Genomic DNA, 19,807 nt, shown 5'->3' on the forward strand with positions numbered 1-19,807 from the left:
TCTCCTTGAGAAATCGCCAGCCTCGGGACATCACGGCAGGCCTATTTTGTCTCATGCAGCAGATGCTTATTGGTGACATAACGCACGGTCTGTTTGCTGATTTCCCGCAAGGTTTCGAAAACCCCCATCCCCGTAACCGCCGAGGCCTCAAAGGTCTTTGCCTTGTAGACACTGTTCAGGTCGGCGTCAAGCTCTTCCACGGTCAGGGTGGGAATCGGGGTGCCGACAAGATCCCGCTTGTTATACTGGATAACCAGGGGGAGTTCTTCCAGGTTGAGGCCGTAATCCAAGAGGTTCGTCCGCAGGTCTTCCAGGCTTTCGATATTTCTCTCCCTCCGCACCTGGAGAGGGTCGGCGACAAAAACCAGGCCGTCGGCTCCCTTGAGGACGAGCTTGCGGGTGGCGGCATACATGACTTGGCCCGGCACGGTATAGAGCTGGATGCGGATATTGAACCCCCGGATCTTCCCCAGGTTCAGGGGGAGAAGATCGAAAAACAGGGTCCGGTCGCCCTTGGTTTCGATGGTCAGCATCTTTCCCCGGGCATTATCCGCCATGGAACTGTGCACCGTGAGCAGATTGGTCGTCTTCCCGCAGCGGCCCGGGCCGTAATAGACAATCTTGCAGTGAATTTCCTTCTTGCTGAGATCAATGAGCGCCATTGGTCATCCTTCAAAAATGTGCAGCAGGGTGTCGGTCAAATCGGTCACCCGGCAGCGCACCAGACCGAGCGAGACATCCTCCCCGAAGATGGTGATAAGAATAAGCTCGTCGCCAATCCGGCCAAAATGGATATTCCCGTTTTTCCCTTTGTGAAAGAGCAGGGAAAAATCCTCTTCGCCGATCAGCTTGGCAATCTGGGAGGTTGCCCCCAGATTAGCCGCGGCCAGGGCGGCCAGGGAAATGGCGTCGATCTCGTCGGAATCGTGCCCGCAATTGGACAGGATATTGCCTGCCCCATCAATGAGCAGGGCGGTGCGAACACCCGCCTGAATCAGCGACCCCTCTATGGCGTTCCTCGCTTTCTCCAGAATTTCCGCAGTCAGGATAAAATCTTGCATATCCCGTTTTCTCCCATGGTGAGGGTTTGGGTGCTCCATCACAGCAAACAGGGGTAAGGTTGCCGCAAACAGAGGGGGTAAAGCCCCTGCCGAAAGGGGCTTCGAAACCGGCTGAAACGCTGTGTTTCTGCTGAATTTCCGACAAAACACGCTTCTATCGTCTACATGGAAAAAAAATCCGTGTCAAGCGGAAAACGTGAATAAATCGGAAAGGAAGACCCCTTGAACCCGCTGCCGTTTTTTTAGGCTGACGCCCCCTTCTCTCCTTGTCGAACCTGCCAAGGATGGAGTATCGTATCGTTTTCGGAACGAATAATAAAGAATTTGCAGGTTAGGCAACAAGGACATTCACCATGGACAAACCCGGATATTTTGGACAATGGGGCGGCGCCTATATCCCGGAAGTGCTGTACGAAACCTTCCGGGAGCTGCGGGAGGTCTACGCCAAGGCCAAGGCAGACCCGGCCTTCTGGCAAGAATACGTCACGCTCATGGGCTCCTACTCCTGCCGGCCCACTCCCCTCACCCATGCCGAAAACCTCAGCCGCCACTTCGGCGGGGCGCAAATCTTCATCAAGCGCGAGGATCTCAACCACACCGGGGCGCACAAGGCCAACAACGTCATGGGCCAGGGATTGCTGGTCAAACGCATGGGCAAGACCCGGGTGATCGCGGAAACCGGCGCGGGCCAGCACGGCGTGGCCTGCGCCACCATGGCCGCCAAGTTCGGCTTTGCCTGCACCATCTACATGGGCGAGGAAGACGTGCACCGTCAGCGGCCCAATGTCTTCTGGATGGAGAAACTCGGCGCCACCGTGGTGCCGGTGACCACCGGCAGCCGCACCCTCAAGGACGCCATCAACGAGGCCTTCCGTGACTGGGTTTCCAACATGGACACCACCCACTACGTGATGGGCACAGTCTGCGGGCCGCATCCCTTTCCGGAGATGGTGGCCTGGTTCCAGTCCATCATCGGCCTGGAGGCGAGAAAACAGATCCTCACCGCCCACACCAAACTCCCGGCCCGGGTCTATGCCTGCGTGGGCGGCGGCTCCAACGCCATGGGCATCTTCCAGGGCTTTCTCGGTGACCCCGAAGTGGAGTTGATCGGAGTGGAAGCGGGCGGCAAGGGGCTTGACACCGGTCAGCACGCCGCCCGGCTCGCCAGCTCCGATGCCTCTCCCGGCGTGGCCCAGGGCTACAAAACCATGTTTCTTCAAGATTCCGACGGCCAGATGCGCGACACCCATTCGGTGGCCGCTGGGCTCGATTACATCGGGGTTTCCCCCCTGCTCACCGACCTGTGGGAAAAAGGACGGGTCCGTTTTGCCGCGGCCACCGACCAGGAGGTCATGACCGCGCTGGATCTGACCATCAAAAAAGAGGGAATCATCCCGGCGCTCGAATCCACCCATGCCTTTGTCCAGGCCTTCAAGGAGGCGGGCGAGCTGAGCCGCGACCAGGCCATCGTCATCAACCAATCCGGCCGGGGCGATAAGGACATCTTCACCATTGCCCATGCCTTTAATGACCCGTCTTGGAAGGATTTTATCCGGAAAAAGGGAGAAGAATATGCAGCTCGTTGAGCAACTCCGGGCAGCCCGGAGCAAAAAAGATATCCTGCTCATGACCCACCTGGTTCTGGGCTACCCCTCCTTTGCGGTAAACCGCGAAGTGATTCAGCAAATGGTGGCAAACGGGGTGGACGTGATCGAACTCCAGATCCCCTTTTCCGAGCCCATGGCCGACGGGCCCATGATCATCAAGGCCAACCAGGATGCCCTCGCCAACGGGACCAAGGTTGCGGAATGCCTCGCCTTTGCCGCGGAGATGGCGGCGCAATACGACATCCCCTTCCTGTTCATGACCTACTACAATATCCTCTTCAAGTACGGGGTGGAGGAGTTCCTGCGCAAGGCCAAGGAGATCGGGATCAGGGGCTGCATCATCCCGGATCTGCCGCCCGAGGAGGGCGAGGAGTATCTTCGGCTGGCCAAGAAACTTGACCTTGCCCCGATCCAGATCTTCGCCCCCACCAGCACCGAAGAAAGGATGCGGACCCTGGCCGGGCATGGCGACGGCTTCATCTATTGCGTGGCCCGCAGGGGCGTCACCGGCAGCAAGACCGAATTCGACGCCTCCTTCGATGCTTACTTGGCCCGCTGCCGCAGAGCCACGGACCTGCCGCTCGCCGTGGGGTTTGGCATCAGCAACCAAGAGGACGTGCGGATTCTGACCGGCAAGGCCGATCTGGCCGTGATCGGCACCGCCACCATCAAGCTGGTGGAAGAAAAAGGCGCGGAGGCAGTGGGCTCTTTTATCGCCGGGCTCAGAGGCTAAGATCCGCCATGAAAACCAAGGGGTTGGCCGACAAGGATCTGGCCGGCGAGACCGCTCGTTTTCATGAACTTGCGACCCAAAGCCTTGAATGGGTTTGGGAGACAGACGCCCAGGGAAATTTGACCTATTGCTCGCCAAGCTGCAAAGCCCTGTACGGCTACGAATCCGTTGAGCTCCTGGGACGCAATGCCATTGAAATGCTTACCCCTCCGGAAGACCGGGAGGAACAGCGGAAAATCATCGAAGAGATCCGCCTGGGCAAAAAAAGCAGCAAGGGAATCCGGGGACGGGCGACGCGCAAAAACGGCACGGTTATCCCCATTGAAACCCACTACCTGCCCGTGCTGGCAGGGAAAAAGGTGATAGGCTTCCGTTGCATGAGCCGGGACATCAGCGAAGTGTTGCTCCTGGAGCTTCGCCTCAAACAGAAGGCCAGGGAACTCACCGAGGTCAACAACGCCCTCAGTCTTCTCCTGCACCAGAGCGCCGAGGCCAGCGCCGAGCATGAACGGAGAATCCACGACAATCTGCAGCGCCTGGTCCTGCCCTATCTGGAAAAGATTCAGGACCGATGCAAGGACGAGGAACTCGCCCTCTACCTCCGGGTGGCCGCGGCAAATCTGGAAAAAATAACCTCCACCTTCTGCTTGACACTCTCGGCCAGGCTCAAGGGACTCACCCCCCGGGAACTGGAAGTGGCGGAGCTCATCAAGCAAGGAAGATCAACCAAGCAAGTGGCTGCCATCCTTGATCTCTCCTGCCGGACGGTGGAATTCTACCGCGACCAGCTCCGGGTCAAACTCGGCATAAAAAGCAAAAAAACCAACCTGCGCTCCTATCTTTCCTCCCTTGCCTGACAGGCATCCGGCAAAACCCCGTATTTTTTCCGTATTGCCATTGGCGCCCAACTCCATTATTAGCAAACTTCCAGCACGCTTACGTTATGCTGTTCTTTATGATATACGCTGTATTGATCTGCCACTATACCGGGGGGAACGGTGTCAGAAAAGCGCGGTTCATGCCTGTTTTTCTCACGCGCATACCGCCTTTTTCTCAACTTTTCCGCCGTGCAATGCCACGGTGAGCAGAAAAACAACAGGAGCGTATAGTTTGCATACCCCAGGAAGCTTTCCCCTGAACCTTCTCCAACAGATTTTCATCCCGATCTGCAACGACTTCCGTTGCGCCTTGGGCGTTATTGAAGTCTTCCGGGACGGATCAGGCACCCCCCGGGGATTTGTGACCAGGGTTGCCAATCAGCTCTTGTGCGAATTGCTTGCGGTGCAAGAAAGAGATATCCTGGAAAAAGAGCTGCCGGAAGCCCTCAGCCAACGCCTGGCCCTGCCTGCCCTGCTGCACGAACTCGCCGCCTCCGGAACAACACAGATATGCAAAACTCTTTCTTTGGGACCAGACCGGTCCTGCTCCCTCCAGGCGCATCTCCCTTGCCCGGAACTGCTGACCATCGCCATCCGGGACACGCAACCCGGCCAGGCAATGATCAGCTCCCAGGCCGAGGAGATTCTTGCCAGCCTGGGCGATCCCTGCACCATTATCAGCAGGAATTTTTCCGTTCTCTACGAAAACGCAGCCGCCAAGGAACTCTGGGGAGCCAACCTCGGAAGGAAATGCTACACCGCCTACCATGACCGGCCGACTCCCTGCGAGGATTGCCACGCCGAAAAGGTTTTTGCTGACGGGCAGATCCACAAAACCGAGCAAGTGACCCGCGTCAAGGAAAGCGAACTCCATCTGGAGGTCACCTCCGCGCCGCTCAAGGATACAACGGGCGCGATCACCGCCGTGGTCAATATCACCCACGATGTGACCATCCGCAAGATGATGGAAAAGGGCAAGGAACATCTCATCAGGGAACTGCAAGGCTCCCTGGCCAAGACCAAAAGGCTCAACGGGTTGCTGCCCATTTGCTCCTACTGCAAAAAGATCAAGGACAACAGCGGGGCGTGGCAGCAACTGGAAAGCTATCTCCGCAGCCACGCCGAGGTGGAGTTCAGCCACGGCATCTGCCAGGAATGCGGCGAAAAACACCATCCCCAGATCTTCAAAAACCGTTGACAAACAGGCAGTTCCTCCCTGTCCGCTGTGTTTTCACCAACAGCAGCGCCAACGGCGAATCCCCCCAGGGAAAAACCTTGCGCCCGATTCCGGGCCCGTCCTGCATTATCCTACATTTTGTTTTACACTTCCCCGGCAGACAGGGTAAAAAGTAGAGAGGCAAGGCGTCCGCCAACCCGGCACACGCAAACGGCTACCCCGACCGAAGACAACAAAGAGATCATGGGCTCAGACAAAACACTCAGGGAAATATTCAGCAAGGTCAACATGAGCGAGTTGCCGGCCATGTCCGACCATGTCGAGGAACTGCTTTGCCTCCTGAACAACGACGACTCCAGCGCCGAGGAAATCGCCGAAGTCATCCTCAAGGACGCCTCCCTGACCACCAAACTGCTGCAGGTGGTCAACTCGGCCTTTTACAGCCGGTCGGCGCCGATCTCCAACATCAGCCGGGCCATCACCACCCTTGGTCTCACCACCCTGAAGGAACTGGCCGTCAGCCTGGCCCTGTTTGAAGATTTTATCAAGGCCGGGGTCGAGAAGGAAGAAATCAGCAAGCTCCTGGCCCTCTGTTTCGTCAGCGCCTCCCAGGCAAAGATCCTCTGTAAGGCAAAAAAAATCAATGTGCAGGAGGAAGAGGTGTTCATCTGCACCCTGCTCCACCAACTGGGCAAGCTCATCATCCTGGTCTATCTGCCGGAGCTGTACCGCAAGGCCCAGGAACTCATCGACCGGGGATATTCCGATGAGTTTGCCGCCAAAACCGTATTGAACGACCTCACCTTTTCCTCGGTGGGCATGGAAATCGCCCGCTTCTGGAATTTTTCCGAAAAGATCGTCCTGAGCATGGGGCAGAATCCGCCCCAGCCGACGAGCAAGTTCGACTCCCAGCTTTATCTCCTCAATGTTTCGGCCTTCTGCAACCGCCTCACCTGGATCATCTGCTTCGGTTCGAGCCTGGAACTTGGCGAATTGCTTCTGCACTATGGACCGATCATGGGGCTCAACAAGAAGGAGGCTTTCGGCCTGGTCAACAGAAGCCTGGATGTGGCCGAAGCGATGACGGACAACATCATCCGTTTCGGCCTGACCAAACTGAAACTCCGCACCAAAATCACCCAGAAGGCAATGGCAAGCCACTGAAGCCGCGTCCCGGAAAAGGGAGCGAGAGGAACAGACTCCGGGCAAGGCGGGGCAGAACGCCCTTGCCTTGCCCGGCAAATCAGATGGTTTCTCCGGTGGCGATGCGCAGCGAGGGGAAATCCTCCCCCTTACGCAAGGGCGCCACCACGCAGTTGCGTCCGATCACGGCCTGGGGCGGCACCTCCGCCTCCTTGCCGATCATGGTGATCCCGGTGTAGAGATGCTTGGGACAGGCCGTATTGGGCGTCCCCTTGTCCTCGCCCTGCCCCACCACCGCTCCCGCCCCTATCCGGACCCTCTTGTCGAGGATGGCCAGATCCACCACCGCTCCTTCCTCCAGAACGCAGTCGTGGAGAATGATGGAATCCCTGACCCGCACGTTCTTCCCCACCCGCACCCCGGGCGAAAGCACCGAGTTGATCACCTCGCCCTCTATGACGCAGCCGGCGGAAATCAGGGACTCCTCCACCACGCAGCCCGAGGCAAAGCGGGCAGGGCAACGGTCCACCACCAAATGGTCCGCATAGGGGTTTGGCCGGATGCCCCAGGCCTGCGGTGAAATCTCGGAGTCGATTTTCAACAGATCCATGTTCGCTTCCCAATACGCCTGCACCGTGCCCACATCCCGCCAGTAGCCGTGAAAGGGATAGGCAAAGACGTTGTCCCGCTCAATGGCCTTGGGGATAAGATGCATGCCGAAATCCACCTCGTCGCGGTCTTCCTCCAGGAGCCGGAGCAGGTATTCGGTATCGAACACATAGATCCCCATGGAGGCGAGATCGGTGCGGGGCACTTTCGGCTTCTCCTCCCATTCGACGATGCGCCCCTCCGCATTGGTGATGCCCGCGCCGAACTGGTGGATCTCGGAGAGCGGCACCACCATCATGGCGATGGTCACCTGGGCCTGCTTTCGTCGGTGGAAGCGGAGCATGTCGTCGAGATCCATGCGGTAGATATGGTCTCCGGAAAGGATGACCGTCTCCTTGGCCGGGTGGGCCCGGATAAAGTCGATGTTCTGGCGCACCGCGTCGGCGGTGCCTTTGTACCAGTCGGAATCCTGAAACCCGGTCCGGGGGGGGAGGATCTTCACTCCCCGGCTGCGGCCCGTGAAATCCCAGGCCTCGCCGGTGCCGAGATGGCGCATCAGGGAAAGGGGCTTGTACTGGGTGAGCACCCCGACCTGGCTGAGTCCTGAATTCATCACGTTGCTCAGGGAAAAATCGATGATCCGATAGAACCCGGCAAAGGGCACGGCGGGCTTGGCCCGGCTCTGCACCAGGACATTGAGGCGGCTGCCGACTCCGCCGGCCAGCAGGAGAACCAGGGTATTGTCGCCGTGGATCATCGAACCACCTCGTTGTTCTTGATTTCCCCAACCAGTTGCTCCGGGCGCAAATTGGGGTGCAGGGTGCAGCCGGAGCCGATCACCATGCCGTCCAGCACATGATTGTTCCAGCCGACCACCGTCACCTTCTCGGCCTGGGGCGGTCCCGGCTCGCCGATCCGCACCCTGGCCCCGAAGGTCACGTTGACATCGCTCACCACCGTGTCGAGGATGGCGCCGTGCCCCACCACATTATCGTAAAAAAGCACCGAGTTCCTCACCTGGGCCCCGGACTTGACGTGGACTCCGGGAAAGAGGATGGAATTTTCCACCAGCCCCTCCACGACGCAGCCGTTGTAGACCAGGCTGTTCTTGATGCTCGCCCCGGCCCCGGCCTTGAGGGGCTGGCAGTCCCGGACCGCCCGGTGTTCCAGGTTGGTGCGGATGCCCCACTCCTCAAAGGGAATCTTCGGCTCCTCCCCCAACAGATCCATGTTGGTTTGCCAGTATTCGGCAACGGTTCGGGTATATCCCCAGTAGCCGCGGAACTTGAAACCGTAGACCCGGTACTGGCCGGCCATGACCCGGGGCAGGATATCCCGGCCGAACTCAAAGGACTCATCCTCGCGGGCATTGGCCTCCAGCACCTCATAGAGCACCGAGGGCCTGAAGCAGTAGACAGTGAGCGAGGCCCAATTGAACCTGGGGTCTGAGGGTTTTTCCTGGTACTGCAGGATGCGGCCGCCGCGCTCGCCGTCTTCGTCGTCGATCTCCGCAACCCCGAACCGGCTCGCCTCGGCCATGGGCACCTGAATACAGGCGATGGTCAGGTCGGCGTCCTTGTCGCGATGGTACTGAAGGATCTCCCGGTAATCCATGTGGTAGACATGATCCCCGGAAAGCACCAGAATGGTTTCCGGGTCGTGGTACTGAACAAAATCGAGATTCTGATGGATGGCGTCGGCCGAGCCCCGGTACCAACTGCTCTGGCCCGAACCCTGGGAAGGAGGGAGGATGGAAACCCCGCGGTACCGGCCGGTCATGTCCCAGGCCGCCCCCACCCCGATATGGCTGATCAGGGAAAAGCTCCGGTACTGGCTGAGGATGGCGACCCGTTCCAGGCCGGAGTGCATGAGATTGCTCAGGGCAAAGTCGATCACCCTGGCAAAGCCGCCAAAGGGGACCGCCGATTTGGGCCGGTAGGCGGTGAGCACGTTCAGCTCGTCAACGCGCCCCCCGGCAAGGATCATGGCCAGAACCTTCGGTTTCAGTTTCATGGAATGCCTGAAGGGAAAGGGGAATCTGCTTCGCTTCCTAGTGTAAAACTCATTATGGGAAGGGTTGCGCCAAAAAGCAAGCACAGGAAGGGCGGAGGGAGGAAAAAGATTTTCAGAAGGTTGATGGAACCCATCTCGGCGGTAGGCGATTACAGGGTGGTGCAGATGCACGGAAGAGGCCGGCGAAGTGTGCTATTGCACATGAGCGGGCCGATGACAACGCAGATGCGCCGCCCTGTGATCGCCTACTATTGCAAGTGCTTAGTCGTGAGCCGCATCAGGGTCATGGTGGAAAAATCCTGCATCTCCGCGGGCAGATTCCTGAGCGGCACCTCGGCCCGGGCTGCTTCCCGGTGCCCGCCGGCCGAACCGATCGCATTGAACATCTTCTCCGCCAGCCGTCCGGCATTTTTTTTGTAGCCGTCGCAGCGGAAGATGACCACCAGCTTGTCGTTGTGCATGCCGGAGACAAACACCCAGGCGACATCGTGGACCTGATTGAGAAAGTCGGCGATGAGCACCAGCATGTCCGGGCTGGGAACCTTGCCGAGATGGGCATAGAGCCGCTGCTTACTCACCTTCATCTCGTTCAAGGCGGTCTTGAAATAGTTCAACTCCGAGCGGCGTAAGGAGGAAAGCTCGATCTTGCGCACCAGATTCTGGTTGGCGATATTGAAGAGGTAGCGGAAGGAAATGGCGTCCGCCAGGGTGGCCTTTTTTTCAAAATTCCGGGTATCGACCTTGATCGCGTAAAACAGGGCGGTGGCCAAGGCCACCGAGGGCTTGAGGTTGGCGGCGCGCAGGTACTCGACCAGCATGGAGGCGGTGGCGCCGAAGTCCTTGCGGATATCGACAAAGGGCGCCACCCACCCCTTGGTGGCGGGATGGTGGTCAATGACCACATCAAAGGTAATATTCTCGAAACAGGGCAGATGGCTGGGCTGGGAATCCAGCATCACCTTCTTGGTGAATCCCCCGAGCTTGACCGTGTGCAGACGCTCCATGGGGATCTTCAGCAGATCGACCATGACCACGTTATTGAGCCGCCTGATTTCGTTGGGATAGGCAATGGTGACGCTTTTCACCCGGTAGCGGAGCAGACGCTTCACCGCCATGGCGCTGGCAATGGCGTCCGGGTCGGCATTGATGACCACGAGAACCTGATCCTCCTTGCCGAAAAGACCGCAGAACTCGAGCAGACGCTCCTTGGCGGTCTTCTTTTTATTGGAAATCGGTTTTTTGGGAACTTCAAGACTTCCGTTCACGCCCACGCCATCATCCCCGTTGTCCATGCATACCAGGCCGAAAACCGGCCGCTTAAATCCTTGCTTCGCCAAACAACCGATGCCCTATAACATATCCTTGCATAAATTTCAAAGGGGGTGCTCTGGAGGACTATTCCCCGTCAAAAAAAGGAACCGAAGGAAACAAGGCGTGATCGGTGTGGGGAATAAAACGGGAGCCGGAAAACCGGAGCATGAACTCCTGGTTCACGTTCAACTCGATGTAGGTAATTTTTCCGGCCAGGGCAAGACTGCGTTCCCGGGCCTGGCGCTCAAGAAGTACCCGCTGGGCCCCGGCCAGGGAGCTGTTGCCCACGGGCTCGTAGACGACAAGGGGCAGATCGGGCAGCATCCCCAGGACAATGGCCTGCCGAGGCGAGATGTGCCGGCCAAATGCCCCGGCAACATAGATGCGGTGCAAATCCTCAAAGGCAACCCCCACCTGATTGGTCAGGGTGGTGAGGATGGCGTACATGGCCGCCTTGGAGCGCATGAGCGCGTCGAGATCCACCTGCCCCAGCACCACGGGCTGGCCATCCGCCGCATCCTTGCCCTCCACCACCACGAATCGGTAGCCTTCGCTTCCCGCAATCAGCCGCTCTCCGGCGGCCTGGGGCCGAAACTTGCCCCGGATATCGATCTGCCGGGTCAGGTAGAGTTCCGCCACCAGATCGATGAGCCCGGAGCCGCAAAGTCCCTTGGGCTTGCCCTTACCGATGGTCTCATAGCCGATTTCGCCTGTGGTCGGATCGATCCGCACATGCTCGATGGCGCCGGGACCTGCCCGCATGCCCATTCGGGCCACACCGCCTTCCAGGGCCGGACCTGCCGCCCCGGCGCAGGCGATGAGCCATTCCCGGTTGCCGACAATCACCTCGGCATTGGTGCCCACATCGATGAGCATGCAGGTCTCCGGTTGCTGGTCAAGCCCGCTGGCCAGCACGCCGGAGATCAGGTCGCCGCCGAAATAGCTGCCCACGCTGGGCAGAAGCCAGACCACCGCGGCCGGGTGGATGGCCAGCCCGAGTTCCCCTGCCAGACAAGGGTCCGGGGCGTTGACCATGGGAATGTATGGCTCGCGGCAGAGATGGCAGGGATTGAGTTTAAGAAAGAAATGCACCATGCTGGTGTTGCCGGACACCGACAGCGCCCGGATCTCGGAGACCGCCGCAAGGCCGGCACGCCCGGCCAACTCCGTCGCCAGTTGATTGACCGAATCGATTATCGCCGCGTGCAGCTCTGCAAGCCCTTCGTCCTTGGCCGCATGATGGATCCGGGTAAGGATATCCGCCCCGAAGCGGATCTGGCCGTTTTCCAGGTCGGCTCGGGCCAGGACTGCGCCGGTGCTCAGGTCAAGCAGGGTTGCTTCGAGATGGGTGGTCCCCAGATCAAGGGCCATCCCGGCCAAAACCTTTGGCGGCTGGGAGAGGAAATCGACCAGAACCGGGGTGCCCGCCATGTCATTGATAATGGCCGCGCCCGCAAAGCCTGCGGCGCGGAACCGGACGGCCACCTTGCTCAACCGCTGGTACGGCACCACCGGCATACCCCCACCCAACTGCGGGGCAAGCACCTTTTTTAACCGGTCGAGATCGCCGGTATTGTCGCCAAGGCTGGGAAGAGGCGCGGCAACCGCAATGGCGCGCACCAGGGGGGTCAACATAAACGGGCAACTCCGTAAAGATTTTTCATGATGGACAACTGCATCCTGCCCGATATACTATGTCGCCTGTTGGGAAAAGTCCCTAAAAAAATGTGCCGCCCCTGCCCTGGCAGCACCCACATCAAGGGAAGCGTCATCACCGGCGGGCTTGACGTCCGACAGAGGCAATGGTAAAGAGCCAGAGCAGGGGCAGAAATTACGAATGGCCTCAGACCTGTGACTGTTCAGCAGTGCCGCATATGCGCGACAGAGGCCTGAGAGCTATACATCGGTATGCGTTCAGGCCGATAACAAAGCAGATGCGGTGCTGCTGGACAGTCACAACATGCCCGTATTGCTCTATATCTATATCGCCACCGAAATCCTGGCCCCGTTCTTCGCCAGCTTTCTCATCATCAACGCCATCCTCTTTCTGGGCAGGCTTGTCCCCCTGCTCAACGTGATCTTCGACTTCGGCGTCGGGACCGGCGACTTCCTGCGCCTCTGCGCCTACATGCTGCCCAAGCTGATGATGTTTTCCATCCCCATGGCCAGCATGACCGCGGTCATCGTCGCCATGACCCGGATGGTGAACGACAACGAGATCATGGCCCTGAAGGCCACGGGCATCGGGCTGCTCCGCTTGCTGCCGCCGGTGATCGTCATCGCCCTGTCCACCTCCCTGCTCACCTATTTTTCCGCGGTCACCCTGATTCCCCAGGGCACCCTGGCCATGAAATCGCTTTTTTTACAGATGGCTCAGGAAAAAATCGACAAGGGCATCCAGCCCGGGCAGTTCAGCGAAGGCATTTCCAATGTGGTGCTGTATATCGATGCAGTGGACCACGAAACCCGGCAATGGCAAGGAGTGTACGTCTCGGACATGCGCCACGGCGACGCGCCTCTCACCATTGTCGCCAAAACCGGCAGACTCACCGCCCAGCCGGAAAACATGCTGATCAGCCTTACCCTGACGGACGGCACCCTGCACCGCGCCAGCAAGGATATCACCCAAACCATCCGCTTTGACCGCTATCAGGTCAACCTGCCCATCAAGACGCCGACGGAAATCGGCGGCACCTCCGTTACCGAGGTCGGCAAGAACGGCCTGAACCAGAAACAGTTGCTGGAACAGGTGGCAACCCATGGCCCGAAAAGTCCCCTCGGCCTGAGCATGCTCATTGAGTATCATACCCGCATGGCCCTGCCGGTGGGCGGCTTCATCCTGACCATCCTGGGGCTGCCCCTGGCCATGCTGGCCAGGCCCGGCCGCAGGCCGCTGGGCGTGCCGCTGGGCCTGCTGCTTTTTGTCATCTACTACATCCTGTTCACCGCGGGCCGGACCATTGCCGAAAGCGGCCATCTGCCCGTGGCGGCCGGCATCTGGCTCTCCAATATCCTGATCGCTCTTTTCACCATTATGCTCACCCGTCAGGTGGCACGGGAAATCACCCCGCTCTTCCTTGCCCGGTTGAGCGATACGGCCCTTGCCCTGCTGGCCAGGCTGCCGGGAATCAAAAATGGAGAAAAACGGCCATGAAACTGCTGGACCGCTATCTCATGGCTCAGTTCGCCAAGAACCTGGCCCTGGTCATCTGCTCCTTGATCGCCATCTACCTGCTGGTTGATTTTTTCGAGCGGATGGACAATTTCCTGGAAGCAAAAAAAACCATCGGTTTGGCAATCAAGTACCTGCTGCTCAAGCTGCCGTTCATGTATGTCCAATTGATCCCGGTTTGTATCCTGCTGGCCGGGGTCATCACTTTAGGCATCCTCAACCAGCATTTTGAATTCATGGCCCTCATGGCCAGCGGGATCAGCGTTATCCGCATCATCCGCCCCCTGCTGGTGGCGGCAGCCCTGTTCACCCTGCTGACCTTGGCCATCGGCCAATGGGTCCTGCCCGCCACCACCGCGGCAACCAACCGGATCTGGTACGAAGAGGTCAACAAGCAGATTCCCAAGGGCATCATCCGGGACGGGCGCACCTATTTTCGCGGCGCGAAAGGAATCTTTTCCTTTGTCCGCCCCAATCCCGGGAAAAACGAATTCTTAAACTTCTCCTTTGCCGCCTATGACGGAGAGCGCGGCCTGACAACCTTGCTCACCGCCGAAAGCGCCACTTGGGCAGACGGAGCCTGGCAGCTCACAAACGGCCAGCAGAAAACCCGCACCGACAATGGCGCCTTTTCGGTAACGCTTTTCCAGACCCTCACCCCTGCCTTTGCCGAAGCGCCGGAAGAATTCTTTGTCCCCCCATACAAAATCGAAGAAATCTCATACAGCAAGCTCCTGCGGCAGGCCATGGACAGCAAGGCTTCCCACCAAGAATCGCTGGTGGAATTCCACCGCCGCCTCTCCTACGCCTTCCTGGGCATCCCCCTGCTCCTGCTGGGAATTCCGGTACTGCTCGCGGTGCATAAAACCAAGGGCCGCGATCTGGCCCTGGCCATCCCGGTGAGCTGCGGCCTGGCCTTTGCCGCCTGGGGCGGCTGGAGCGCCACCCAGTCCCTGGCCAAGACCGCCACCCTGCCGCCGGGCATCGCCTCCTGGTCCATCCATGTGCTGACCATCGGGATTGGCTGCTTTCTGCTGAAAAAATATAACCAGTGATGGCGTCGCACAAAGTCGAAATTGGCTGCAAACGAACAGGTGCTTCGACAAGCTCAGCACGAACGGAATATCAATGTTAAGACAATATCCGTTCACCCTGAGCCCTTCGACTTCGCTCAGGAGAGCCTTGTCGAATGGCCGTTGTTGCACATCCATCAACCAGTAACACCCTAAAAATATGACCCTCGATCCCGCATCTTCAGTCGCCATAATGAGCCGCTTCCGCAAGATCGGCATCATCGGCGTTCCGCCCCTGGAGATAATCCGGGGGGCCAACGAACACGGCCTGGTTATCCATGATCTGGACGAACCCCTGGTCCGGGAGGATCTCGAAACCGCCAGCCCCTTTCTGCCCCGGGTGTACTGCGCCATCCTCCGCACCGCCGTGGTCAACGCCCTGCACCTGGAGCTCGACGCCATCTACGCAGACACCGGCCCGGGCAAATGCGACTGCGCCCTGCATACGGCCACGATCCTGGCCGAAACCCTGCCCATTCCGGTGATCTGCACCAAAAATATGGACACCGTTGCCTTCGGCACCCCACTGTGCCAAGCCCGGCTGCCCCTCATCGACCGGATGCTGGCCATCACCGCAGGGGTCAAATCCGCGGCAAGCTACAACAATCCACCGCCTTCCTGCATACCCACCGCTGGTTTCTGGGGGGTGCCGCCCAGGGATTTCTCCATCCTCGGGCTGTTCCCGGACACCACCCACATCCATGGCTGGGCCCGCTGCATGGAAAACAAGACCCCGGCCGACCACGCGCTGGAGGGTCAGTTCAACCCCGAGGTGCCCACGGTGTTCTTTGCCCAGTCCTTTTGCGCGAAAACCGCGCTGGCCCGCTATCTGGCCAAAAAACATCCCCACGCCCTCTACCTGGATGTGGATGTGCACACCACCAGCAGCGCCCGGGCCAAGGTCCAGGCCTTTCTCGAACTTTCCGGGGTGCGACCATGATCCTGGGCGACTTCGGCACCTCCTACTGCAAATTTCTCGACCTCGACGCGCCCAGGGCCAAGCCTACCATCATCGCCACCAAGGAGCTGCCCAGGGAGACGCGGGTGGATCTGGCCACCGGCCACAACGGCAAACGGTTCGCCGACCGTTACGTCAACGAACTCATTGCCCTGGCCAGGGGCGGCGAGGCCTTGATAACAGAAGATGAATATGTGCTGCTGGACTGCGGCAGCCGCGATATCAAGTTCATCAGGTATGCAAACGGTAAGCTGGCGGACATGGGATGGAATGCGGAATGCGGGGCCTCGATGGGCTTCACCATCGAGCTGCTGGAGCGGTACTACGATCTGGACTATGGTCACCTGCGGGTGCCGGAGCAGACCTTTTCCGTAACCTGCGGGGTCTTGGGAATGAGCGACATCTTCGACGCGGTGATCTCCGGGGTGCCTGTGGCCGAGGCGGTGGCCCGCTTTGTCAAAGGGATTGCCATCAACGCCTACCGCTTTGCCGGTTCCCCTGCCAAGCTCTATCTCTCCGGCGGGCTCTGCGACAACCCCCTGTTCGTGGGCAGCTTTCCCTGCCAGGTTACTCCGCTGGGCCGCTTCGTTCTGCTGCGCGGCCTTGAAGCGGAAGCACACCAACCCAGCCCCCCACCTGTTTCGTGAGGTAAACCCGATGCCTTCCCCAACCAGCGAGCGGCCGAATTGCCTGGCCTGCCTCCACTTCTACGTCACCTACGAACCGGCGCACCCTTACGGCTGCAGGGCTTTGAACTTCAAATCCCTCCAGTATCCTTCCATGGTGGTCTTTGCCAGCTCCGGCATCCATTGCCAGCTTTTCTCGGTCAAGGAAAAAACCAGCCAGGGCTGAGGATCCGCCGGAAAAATCAGGCCTCTTCCTTCCAAACCCGCTGCAGAAAAACAGCCGCGACAACACCCCAGACCAGAGTAAAAAAGAGGGCCCAGGCCGGCGCGCCCGCACCCAGAACAAGGCCGAACATCCCGGCCTGCATCTTCATGGGAAAGATGACCAGCAGCATAACCACCCAGAGCGGCAGACTGAGCATCAATCCTTTGTGCAGCAGCTTATTCCCCCAGAAGGGCAGCAAAAACAGCAGCCCCCAGAGCGCGCTCATCACAAGCCTCGGCATGAGCCATGGCATGCTGAACTCCGGCGCCAGCGAGAACCCGAGCGCCGGGGTAATGCCAAGCACTCCAAACCCCCAGAGCGCAAGACTGTTGACCAATCCGCCCAAAGCACCGGCAACCAAAACCCGCGCCACATTCGTCACCATCTTCATCGGCATCTCCTTCGTGTTTGATGTGTGCAAACGAAACCGGAAGGGATAGTACGCAAGGTGCGACAATTTGTCCAGGTTATGTTCGAAGATTTGAAGAAACCGGAATATTCAGGTATCTGCCGCGAGAAGGCGCAGGGTATGCCTGGGCTGACTGGCGCTGAACACCGTTTCCACCCCCTCAAGAAGCCCCAAGGCGGCAAGCCGCTTGACGTTCCCGTTGTCCTTCCCTCGATAGATGGATTCGTCCGCCTTGGCGAGACACAAACGGTGGGGCTGTTGGGCCGAACGGGCGGAAAGCAAGGCGCGGACCCGGTTGAAAAAAAGCCGGGAAAGCACCAGCTCGCCAAAGGCCGGATGGTACGGCCCGGCCAGCACGGTTTTTTTCAGGGAGGGAGAGGGTTGCAACCCCATGCGCACCACGGGAATCCCTTGCGCCTTGAAGATGGACCAGAGCCGACCGGCCAGGGCCACGGCCCGGAACAGGCTCTGTGGCTGATATTTCCCCTGACGGTACAGCTCGGCCAGCGGACTGCCCTCGATAACCAGACAGGGGTAGAGCCGAACCATATCCGGGCCAAGGGCTGCCGCCCGGCGAGCGCTGGCCAGGGCCGTGGCCGTAGTGTCGCTTGGCAGGCCGAGCATAAGCTGGAGCCCCACCCGGATGCCCGTCTCCTTCAGGCAGGCAACCGCCGTCCGCACCTGGTCCGCGGTGTGCCCCCGGCCGCTGGCCGCAAGCACCCCATCATCCAACGACTGGGCGCCCAGTTCCACGATACCCACCCCCTGCTCCCGCAGAAATCCCGCGATCTGAGGAGTCACATAATCCGGGCGGGTGGAAAGCCGCAGCTCCCGAACCTGGCCCGAGGCCAAAAACGGCTGCGCCGCCCCAAGCAACTCCCGCTGCCGCTCCAGGGCAAGCCCGGTGAAGCTGCCCCCGTAAAAGGCCACCTGCACCCTCGCCTCGGGATGACGGCGGGGCCAGGCAAGCTGAGCACGGATGATCTCCTCCACCTCGCGGGCGGTGACCATGCCCTCCGGCGCACCGGTGATACTGCGCTGATTGCAAAACAGGCATTGATGGGGACAGCCCTGATGGGCGATGAAAACGGGGATGACAAAGGGGGCTGGCATGGGTTTAGGAAAAATCCGCTCAGACACAACAGCTCACTTGCCGGCCTGCTTTGGCCCGGCAAGATTTTTAAGCGCCATGGCCGCGGCCTCCTGCTCCGCCTCCTTCTTGCTGCGGGCGCTGCCCTGGCCGAGGATATCCTCCCGGAAACGGACCGAGACATGGAAGGTCTTGTTATGATCCGGACCTTCATCCCCCTCCAGCACATAGCGGGGCCCCTCGTTGAACCGCTCCTGCAGAAGCTCCTGGAGCGAGCTTTTGGCGTCGGCCAGAAACATGGCCTGCTGGCGGTCTTCAAACCAGGGGGTGAAATGACGTTCGACAAATTCGGCAGCCGCAGGGTAGCCGCCATCGAGAAAAATGGCTCCAGCCACGGCCTCGAAGGCGCAGGAGAGGATGGAAGCCTTTTCCCTGCCTAGATTGGTATCCTCGCCCTTGCCCAGCAGCAGATATGTGCCCAGCGCAAGATCCCTTGCCATCCGGGCCAGATGCCGCTCGTTGACCAGGGCCGCCCGCAGCCGGGTAAGATCGCCCTCCCGCATCTCCGGAAAATGGCGGAAAAGCGCATAGCCCACCGCGAGATCAATCACTGCATCCCCCAAAAACTCCAGAGTCTCGTTGTCCTTCTGCGTCTGCCTCCCCTGTTCAAAGGCGTGGGAACTGTGGATCATGGCCTTGTGCAGATGGGCGCGGTCCCGGAACTGGTAGCCGAGGCTTTCTTCAAGCAGGTGCAAGTCCGGTTGCGATGTTGGGGAAAGGGTATTGGCAGTCACGGTCAGGGTACGGGTAAGGGATAATCTATGAGGGTGTCACCCCTCTTGCCGAGAAAACACCATACCCCAGCCGATGAAAAAGGGCAACGGATCACCCTGCCCTGCGGGGGCCTTACCCCCTTTTTCCTTGCCTGCCGCAGACCGGCGCAGCCCGCACATTTTCCCTTGTCAAAAAAACGATCTGCGTTTAAGATTGCCCCCACCAAAAAAGGCGGCGTAGCCAAGTGGTAAGGCAGTGGTCTGCAAAACCATTATTCAGCGGTTCAAATCCGCTCGCCGCCTCCAGTAAAAATCAGAAAGGGTCAGCCGAATACGGCTGACCCTTTTTTTGTGAATATCCCCCATCATCCAGGCCAAAACGGCGATCATTTTTCGCCCTAACCCGCCGTCTTGAAAGAACAAACTCCTTGTATTGCTCCTTATTGTCAGGTAGACAGATACTATGCTGACTATTTTTCGTCGGCATTATAGAGCTGGCTATATAATGCCCCTCTACGGGGTAAAAAAGCAGCTATGTAAGCAAAAAATAGCGCCAACCAGCCATTTCCGCCCAAGTTAACAGACAGAAAACGGCTGTCGAATTTCAATTCGAGCTAACTCGACAATAATATTGCTATCCATATGAAGACAGAAGACTTCTTTAAACTGATGCTGGTGGAGGAGTTCGGCGCCAATGGTCATAATGTTGAGAAATATTTCAAAAAATTCAGGAGGCAGTTTAAGAATATTCCCAGCGTACTCAGATCATTAGCAGGCTGTTGAAAAACTCATCAAATATCGAGACTTTTTAATCCGCTCAATGTATTCTGTAACCAGTTAGGATAACTCATAAACATTGAGGAAAACATGCGCGGAACCGACACCCACCAACAGATGTTGTTCAGCTAT

At 58.9% G+C, this 19,807-nt stretch carries 19 protein-coding genes and 1 tRNA gene; 11 read left to right on the forward strand and 9 right to left on the reverse strand.

Features of this window, described 5'->3' with window-relative positions:
* Positions 1–41: 41 nt before the first annotated feature.
* Together MWR57_RS08340 and MWR57_RS08345 are read right to left on the reverse strand one after the other, a co-directional pair.
* Positions 42–662 (reverse strand): GTP-binding protein, encoded by a 621-nt coding sequence (locus MWR57_RS08340; RefSeq protein ID WP_423124345.1) that lies wholly within the window; start codon positions 660–662, stop codon positions 42–44.
* Positions 663–665: 3 nt separating this feature from the next.
* Entirely contained in the window at positions 666–1,061 is a 396-nt protein-coding gene (locus MWR57_RS08345) for a roadblock/LC7 domain-containing protein (protein ID WP_423124346.1), read from the reverse strand.
* Positions 1,062–1,414: 353 nt separating this feature from the next.
* Here MWR57_RS08345 and trpB point away from each other — a divergent pair, with 353 nt between their 5' ends.
* The 5 genes from trpB (at position 1,415) to MWR57_RS08370 (ending at position 6,620) form a co-directional block, all read left to right on the forward strand.
* Entirely contained in the window at positions 1,415–2,647 is a 1,233-nt protein-coding gene (gene trpB / locus MWR57_RS08350; protein WP_423124347.1) for a tryptophan synthase subunit beta, read from the forward strand.
* On the forward strand, positions 2,634–3,401 hold the full coding sequence (gene trpA / locus MWR57_RS08355; protein WP_423124348.1) for a tryptophan synthase subunit alpha: 768 nt from the start codon (positions 2,634–2,636) through the stop codon (positions 3,399–3,401). Before trpB ends, trpA begins: the two co-directional genes overlap by 14 nt.
* An 8-nt stretch (positions 3,402–3,409) precedes the next feature.
* A complete protein-coding gene (locus MWR57_RS08360; RefSeq protein WP_423124349.1) occupies positions 3,410–4,258 on the forward strand; it encodes a PAS domain S-box protein in 849 nt (282 codons plus the stop codon).
* 253 nt (positions 4,259–4,511) lie between these two features.
* Complete coding sequence (locus MWR57_RS08365; RefSeq protein ID WP_423124350.1) at positions 4,512–5,477, forward strand: PAS domain-containing protein; 966 nt, start codon at positions 4,512–4,514, stop codon at positions 5,475–5,477.
* Between the two features lie 222 nt (positions 5,478–5,699).
* Entirely contained in the window at positions 5,700–6,620 is a 921-nt protein-coding gene (locus MWR57_RS08370) for an HDOD domain-containing protein (RefSeq protein WP_423124351.1), read from the forward strand.
* A gap of 79 nt (positions 6,621–6,699) precedes the next feature.
* Here MWR57_RS08370 and MWR57_RS08375 read toward each other — a convergent pair whose 3' ends face one another.
* The 4 genes from MWR57_RS08375 to MWR57_RS08390 form a co-directional block, all read right to left on the reverse strand.
* Positions 6,700–7,965 carry a glucose-1-phosphate adenylyltransferase family protein gene (locus tag MWR57_RS08375; RefSeq protein WP_423124352.1) on the reverse strand — a complete coding sequence of 422 codons (1,266 nt, stop codon included), beginning with the start codon at positions 7,963–7,965 and terminating at the stop codon, positions 6,700–6,702.
* A complete protein-coding gene (locus MWR57_RS08380) occupies positions 7,962–9,221 on the reverse strand; it encodes a glucose-1-phosphate adenylyltransferase family protein (RefSeq protein WP_423124353.1) in 1,260 nt (419 codons plus the stop codon). Before MWR57_RS08380 ends, MWR57_RS08375 begins: the two co-directional genes overlap by 4 nt.
* A gap of 248 nt (positions 9,222–9,469) precedes the next feature.
* Positions 9,470–10,558 (reverse strand): DHH family phosphoesterase, encoded by a 1,089-nt coding sequence (locus MWR57_RS08385; protein WP_423124354.1) that lies wholly within the window; start codon positions 10,556–10,558, stop codon positions 9,470–9,472.
* Positions 10,559–10,616: 58 nt separating this feature from the next.
* Entirely contained in the window at positions 10,617–12,167 is a 1,551-nt protein-coding gene (locus MWR57_RS08390; protein ID WP_423124355.1) for an ASKHA domain-containing protein, read from the reverse strand.
* Positions 12,168–12,492: 325 nt separating this feature from the next.
* Between MWR57_RS08390 and MWR57_RS08395 the strand changes: the two genes are divergently transcribed.
* The 5 genes from MWR57_RS08395 to MWR57_RS08415 all read left to right on the forward strand — a co-directional run bounded on the left by MWR57_RS08395 (position 12,493) and on the right by MWR57_RS08415 (position 16,587).
* Positions 12,493–13,686, forward strand: coding sequence for an LptF/LptG family permease (locus MWR57_RS08395; protein ID WP_423124356.1), 1,194 nt, complete (start codon positions 12,493–12,495; stop codon positions 13,684–13,686).
* The gene (locus MWR57_RS08400) at positions 13,683–14,759 is read left to right on the forward strand and encodes an LptF/LptG family permease (RefSeq protein ID WP_423124357.1); all 1,077 of its coding nucleotides are present in this window, start codon (positions 13,683–13,685) and stop codon (positions 14,757–14,759) included. The genes MWR57_RS08395 and MWR57_RS08400 overlap by 4 nt, the downstream gene beginning before the upstream one ends.
* Positions 14,760–14,937: 178 nt before the next feature.
* Positions 14,938–15,717: a hypothetical protein gene (locus tag MWR57_RS08405; protein WP_423124358.1), complete on the forward strand. Its 780-nt coding sequence runs from the start codon at positions 14,938–14,940 to the stop codon at positions 15,715–15,717.
* Positions 15,714–16,382 (forward strand): hypothetical protein, encoded by a 669-nt coding sequence (locus tag MWR57_RS08410; protein ID WP_423124359.1) that lies wholly within the window; start codon positions 15,714–15,716, stop codon positions 16,380–16,382. The genes MWR57_RS08405 and MWR57_RS08410 overlap by 4 nt, the downstream gene beginning before the upstream one ends.
* A gap of 10 nt (positions 16,383–16,392) precedes the next feature.
* Positions 16,393–16,587: a hypothetical protein gene (locus tag MWR57_RS08415; RefSeq protein ID WP_423124360.1), complete on the forward strand. Its 195-nt coding sequence runs from the start codon at positions 16,393–16,395 to the stop codon at positions 16,585–16,587.
* A gap of 16 nt (positions 16,588–16,603) precedes the next feature.
* Here the strand turns inward: MWR57_RS08415 and MWR57_RS08420 are convergent, their stop codons facing one another.
* From MWR57_RS08420 to rnc, 3 genes are all read right to left on the reverse strand, one after another.
* Positions 16,604–17,017 (reverse strand): hypothetical protein, encoded by a 414-nt coding sequence (locus tag MWR57_RS08420; RefSeq protein WP_423124361.1) that lies wholly within the window; start codon positions 17,015–17,017, stop codon positions 16,604–16,606.
* A gap of 108 nt (positions 17,018–17,125) precedes the next feature.
* Positions 17,126–18,148 (reverse strand): elongator complex protein 3, encoded by a 1,023-nt coding sequence (locus tag MWR57_RS08425; RefSeq protein WP_423124362.1) that lies wholly within the window; start codon positions 18,146–18,148, stop codon positions 17,126–17,128.
* Between the two features lie 33 nt (positions 18,149–18,181).
* Positions 18,182–18,919: a ribonuclease III gene (rnc, locus tag MWR57_RS08430; protein ID WP_423124363.1), complete on the reverse strand. Its 738-nt coding sequence runs from the start codon at positions 18,917–18,919 to the stop codon at positions 18,182–18,184.
* Between the two features lie 210 nt (positions 18,920–19,129).
* Here rnc and MWR57_RS08435 point away from each other — a divergent pair.
* Positions 19,130–19,204: transfer RNA gene (locus tag MWR57_RS08435), tRNA-Cys, on the forward strand.
* Positions 19,205–19,807: the final 603 nt, after the last annotated feature.

Origin of the sequence: Hydrosulfovibrio ferrireducens (genome assembly GCF_046883345.1) — a bacterium.
GTDB lineage: Bacteria > Desulfobacterota > Desulfobulbia > Desulfobulbales > Desulfurivibrionaceae > Thiovibrio > Thiovibrio ferrireducens.

Bases quoted from the DNA above. Each gene is read 5' to 3' on its own strand.
- MWR57_RS08405 (WP_423124358.1), top strand. From the start codon at position 14,938: ATGACCCTCGATCCCGCATCTTCAGTCGCCATAATGAGCCGCTTCCGC.
- MWR57_RS08390 (WP_423124355.1), bottom strand. From the start codon at position 12,167: ATGTTGACCCCCCTGGTGCGCGCCATTGCGGTTGCCGCGCCTCTTCCC.
- MWR57_RS08415 (WP_423124360.1), top strand. From the start codon at position 16,393: ATGCCTTCCCCAACCAGCGAGCGGCCGAATTGCCTGGCCTGCCTCCAC.
- MWR57_RS08400 (WP_423124357.1), top strand. From the start codon at position 13,683: ATGAAACTGCTGGACCGCTATCTCATGGCTCAGTTCGCCAAGAACCTG.
- MWR57_RS08380 (WP_423124353.1), bottom strand. From the start codon at position 9,221: ATGAAACTGAAACCGAAGGTTCTGGCCATGATCCTTGCCGGGGGGCGC.
- MWR57_RS08360 (WP_423124349.1), top strand. From the start codon at position 3,410: ATGAAAACCAAGGGGTTGGCCGACAAGGATCTGGCCGGCGAGACCGCT.
- trpA (WP_423124348.1), top strand. From the start codon at position 2,634: ATGCAGCTCGTTGAGCAACTCCGGGCAGCCCGGAGCAAAAAAGATATC.
- MWR57_RS08340 (WP_423124345.1), bottom strand. From the start codon at position 662: ATGGCGCTCATTGATCTCAGCAAGAAGGAAATTCACTGCAAGATTGTC.
- MWR57_RS08370 (WP_423124351.1), top strand. From the start codon at position 5,700: ATGGGCTCAGACAAAACACTCAGGGAAATATTCAGCAAGGTCAACATG.
- MWR57_RS08345 (WP_423124346.1), bottom strand. From the start codon at position 1,061: ATGCAAGATTTTATCCTGACTGCGGAAATTCTGGAGAAAGCGAGGAAC.
- MWR57_RS08375 (WP_423124352.1), bottom strand. From the start codon at position 7,965: ATGATCCACGGCGACAATACCCTGGTTCTCCTGCTGGCCGGCGGAGTC.
- trpB (WP_423124347.1), top strand. From the start codon at position 1,415: ATGGACAAACCCGGATATTTTGGACAATGGGGCGGCGCCTATATCCCG.
- MWR57_RS08395 (WP_423124356.1), top strand. From the start codon at position 12,493: ATGCCCGTATTGCTCTATATCTATATCGCCACCGAAATCCTGGCCCCG.
- MWR57_RS08410 (WP_423124359.1), top strand. From the start codon at position 15,714: ATGATCCTGGGCGACTTCGGCACCTCCTACTGCAAATTTCTCGACCTC.
- MWR57_RS08420 (WP_423124361.1), bottom strand. From the start codon at position 17,017: ATGAAGATGGTGACGAATGTGGCGCGGGTTTTGGTTGCCGGTGCTTTG.
- MWR57_RS08425 (WP_423124362.1), bottom strand. From the start codon at position 18,148: ATGCCAGCCCCCTTTGTCATCCCCGTTTTCATCGCCCATCAGGGCTGT.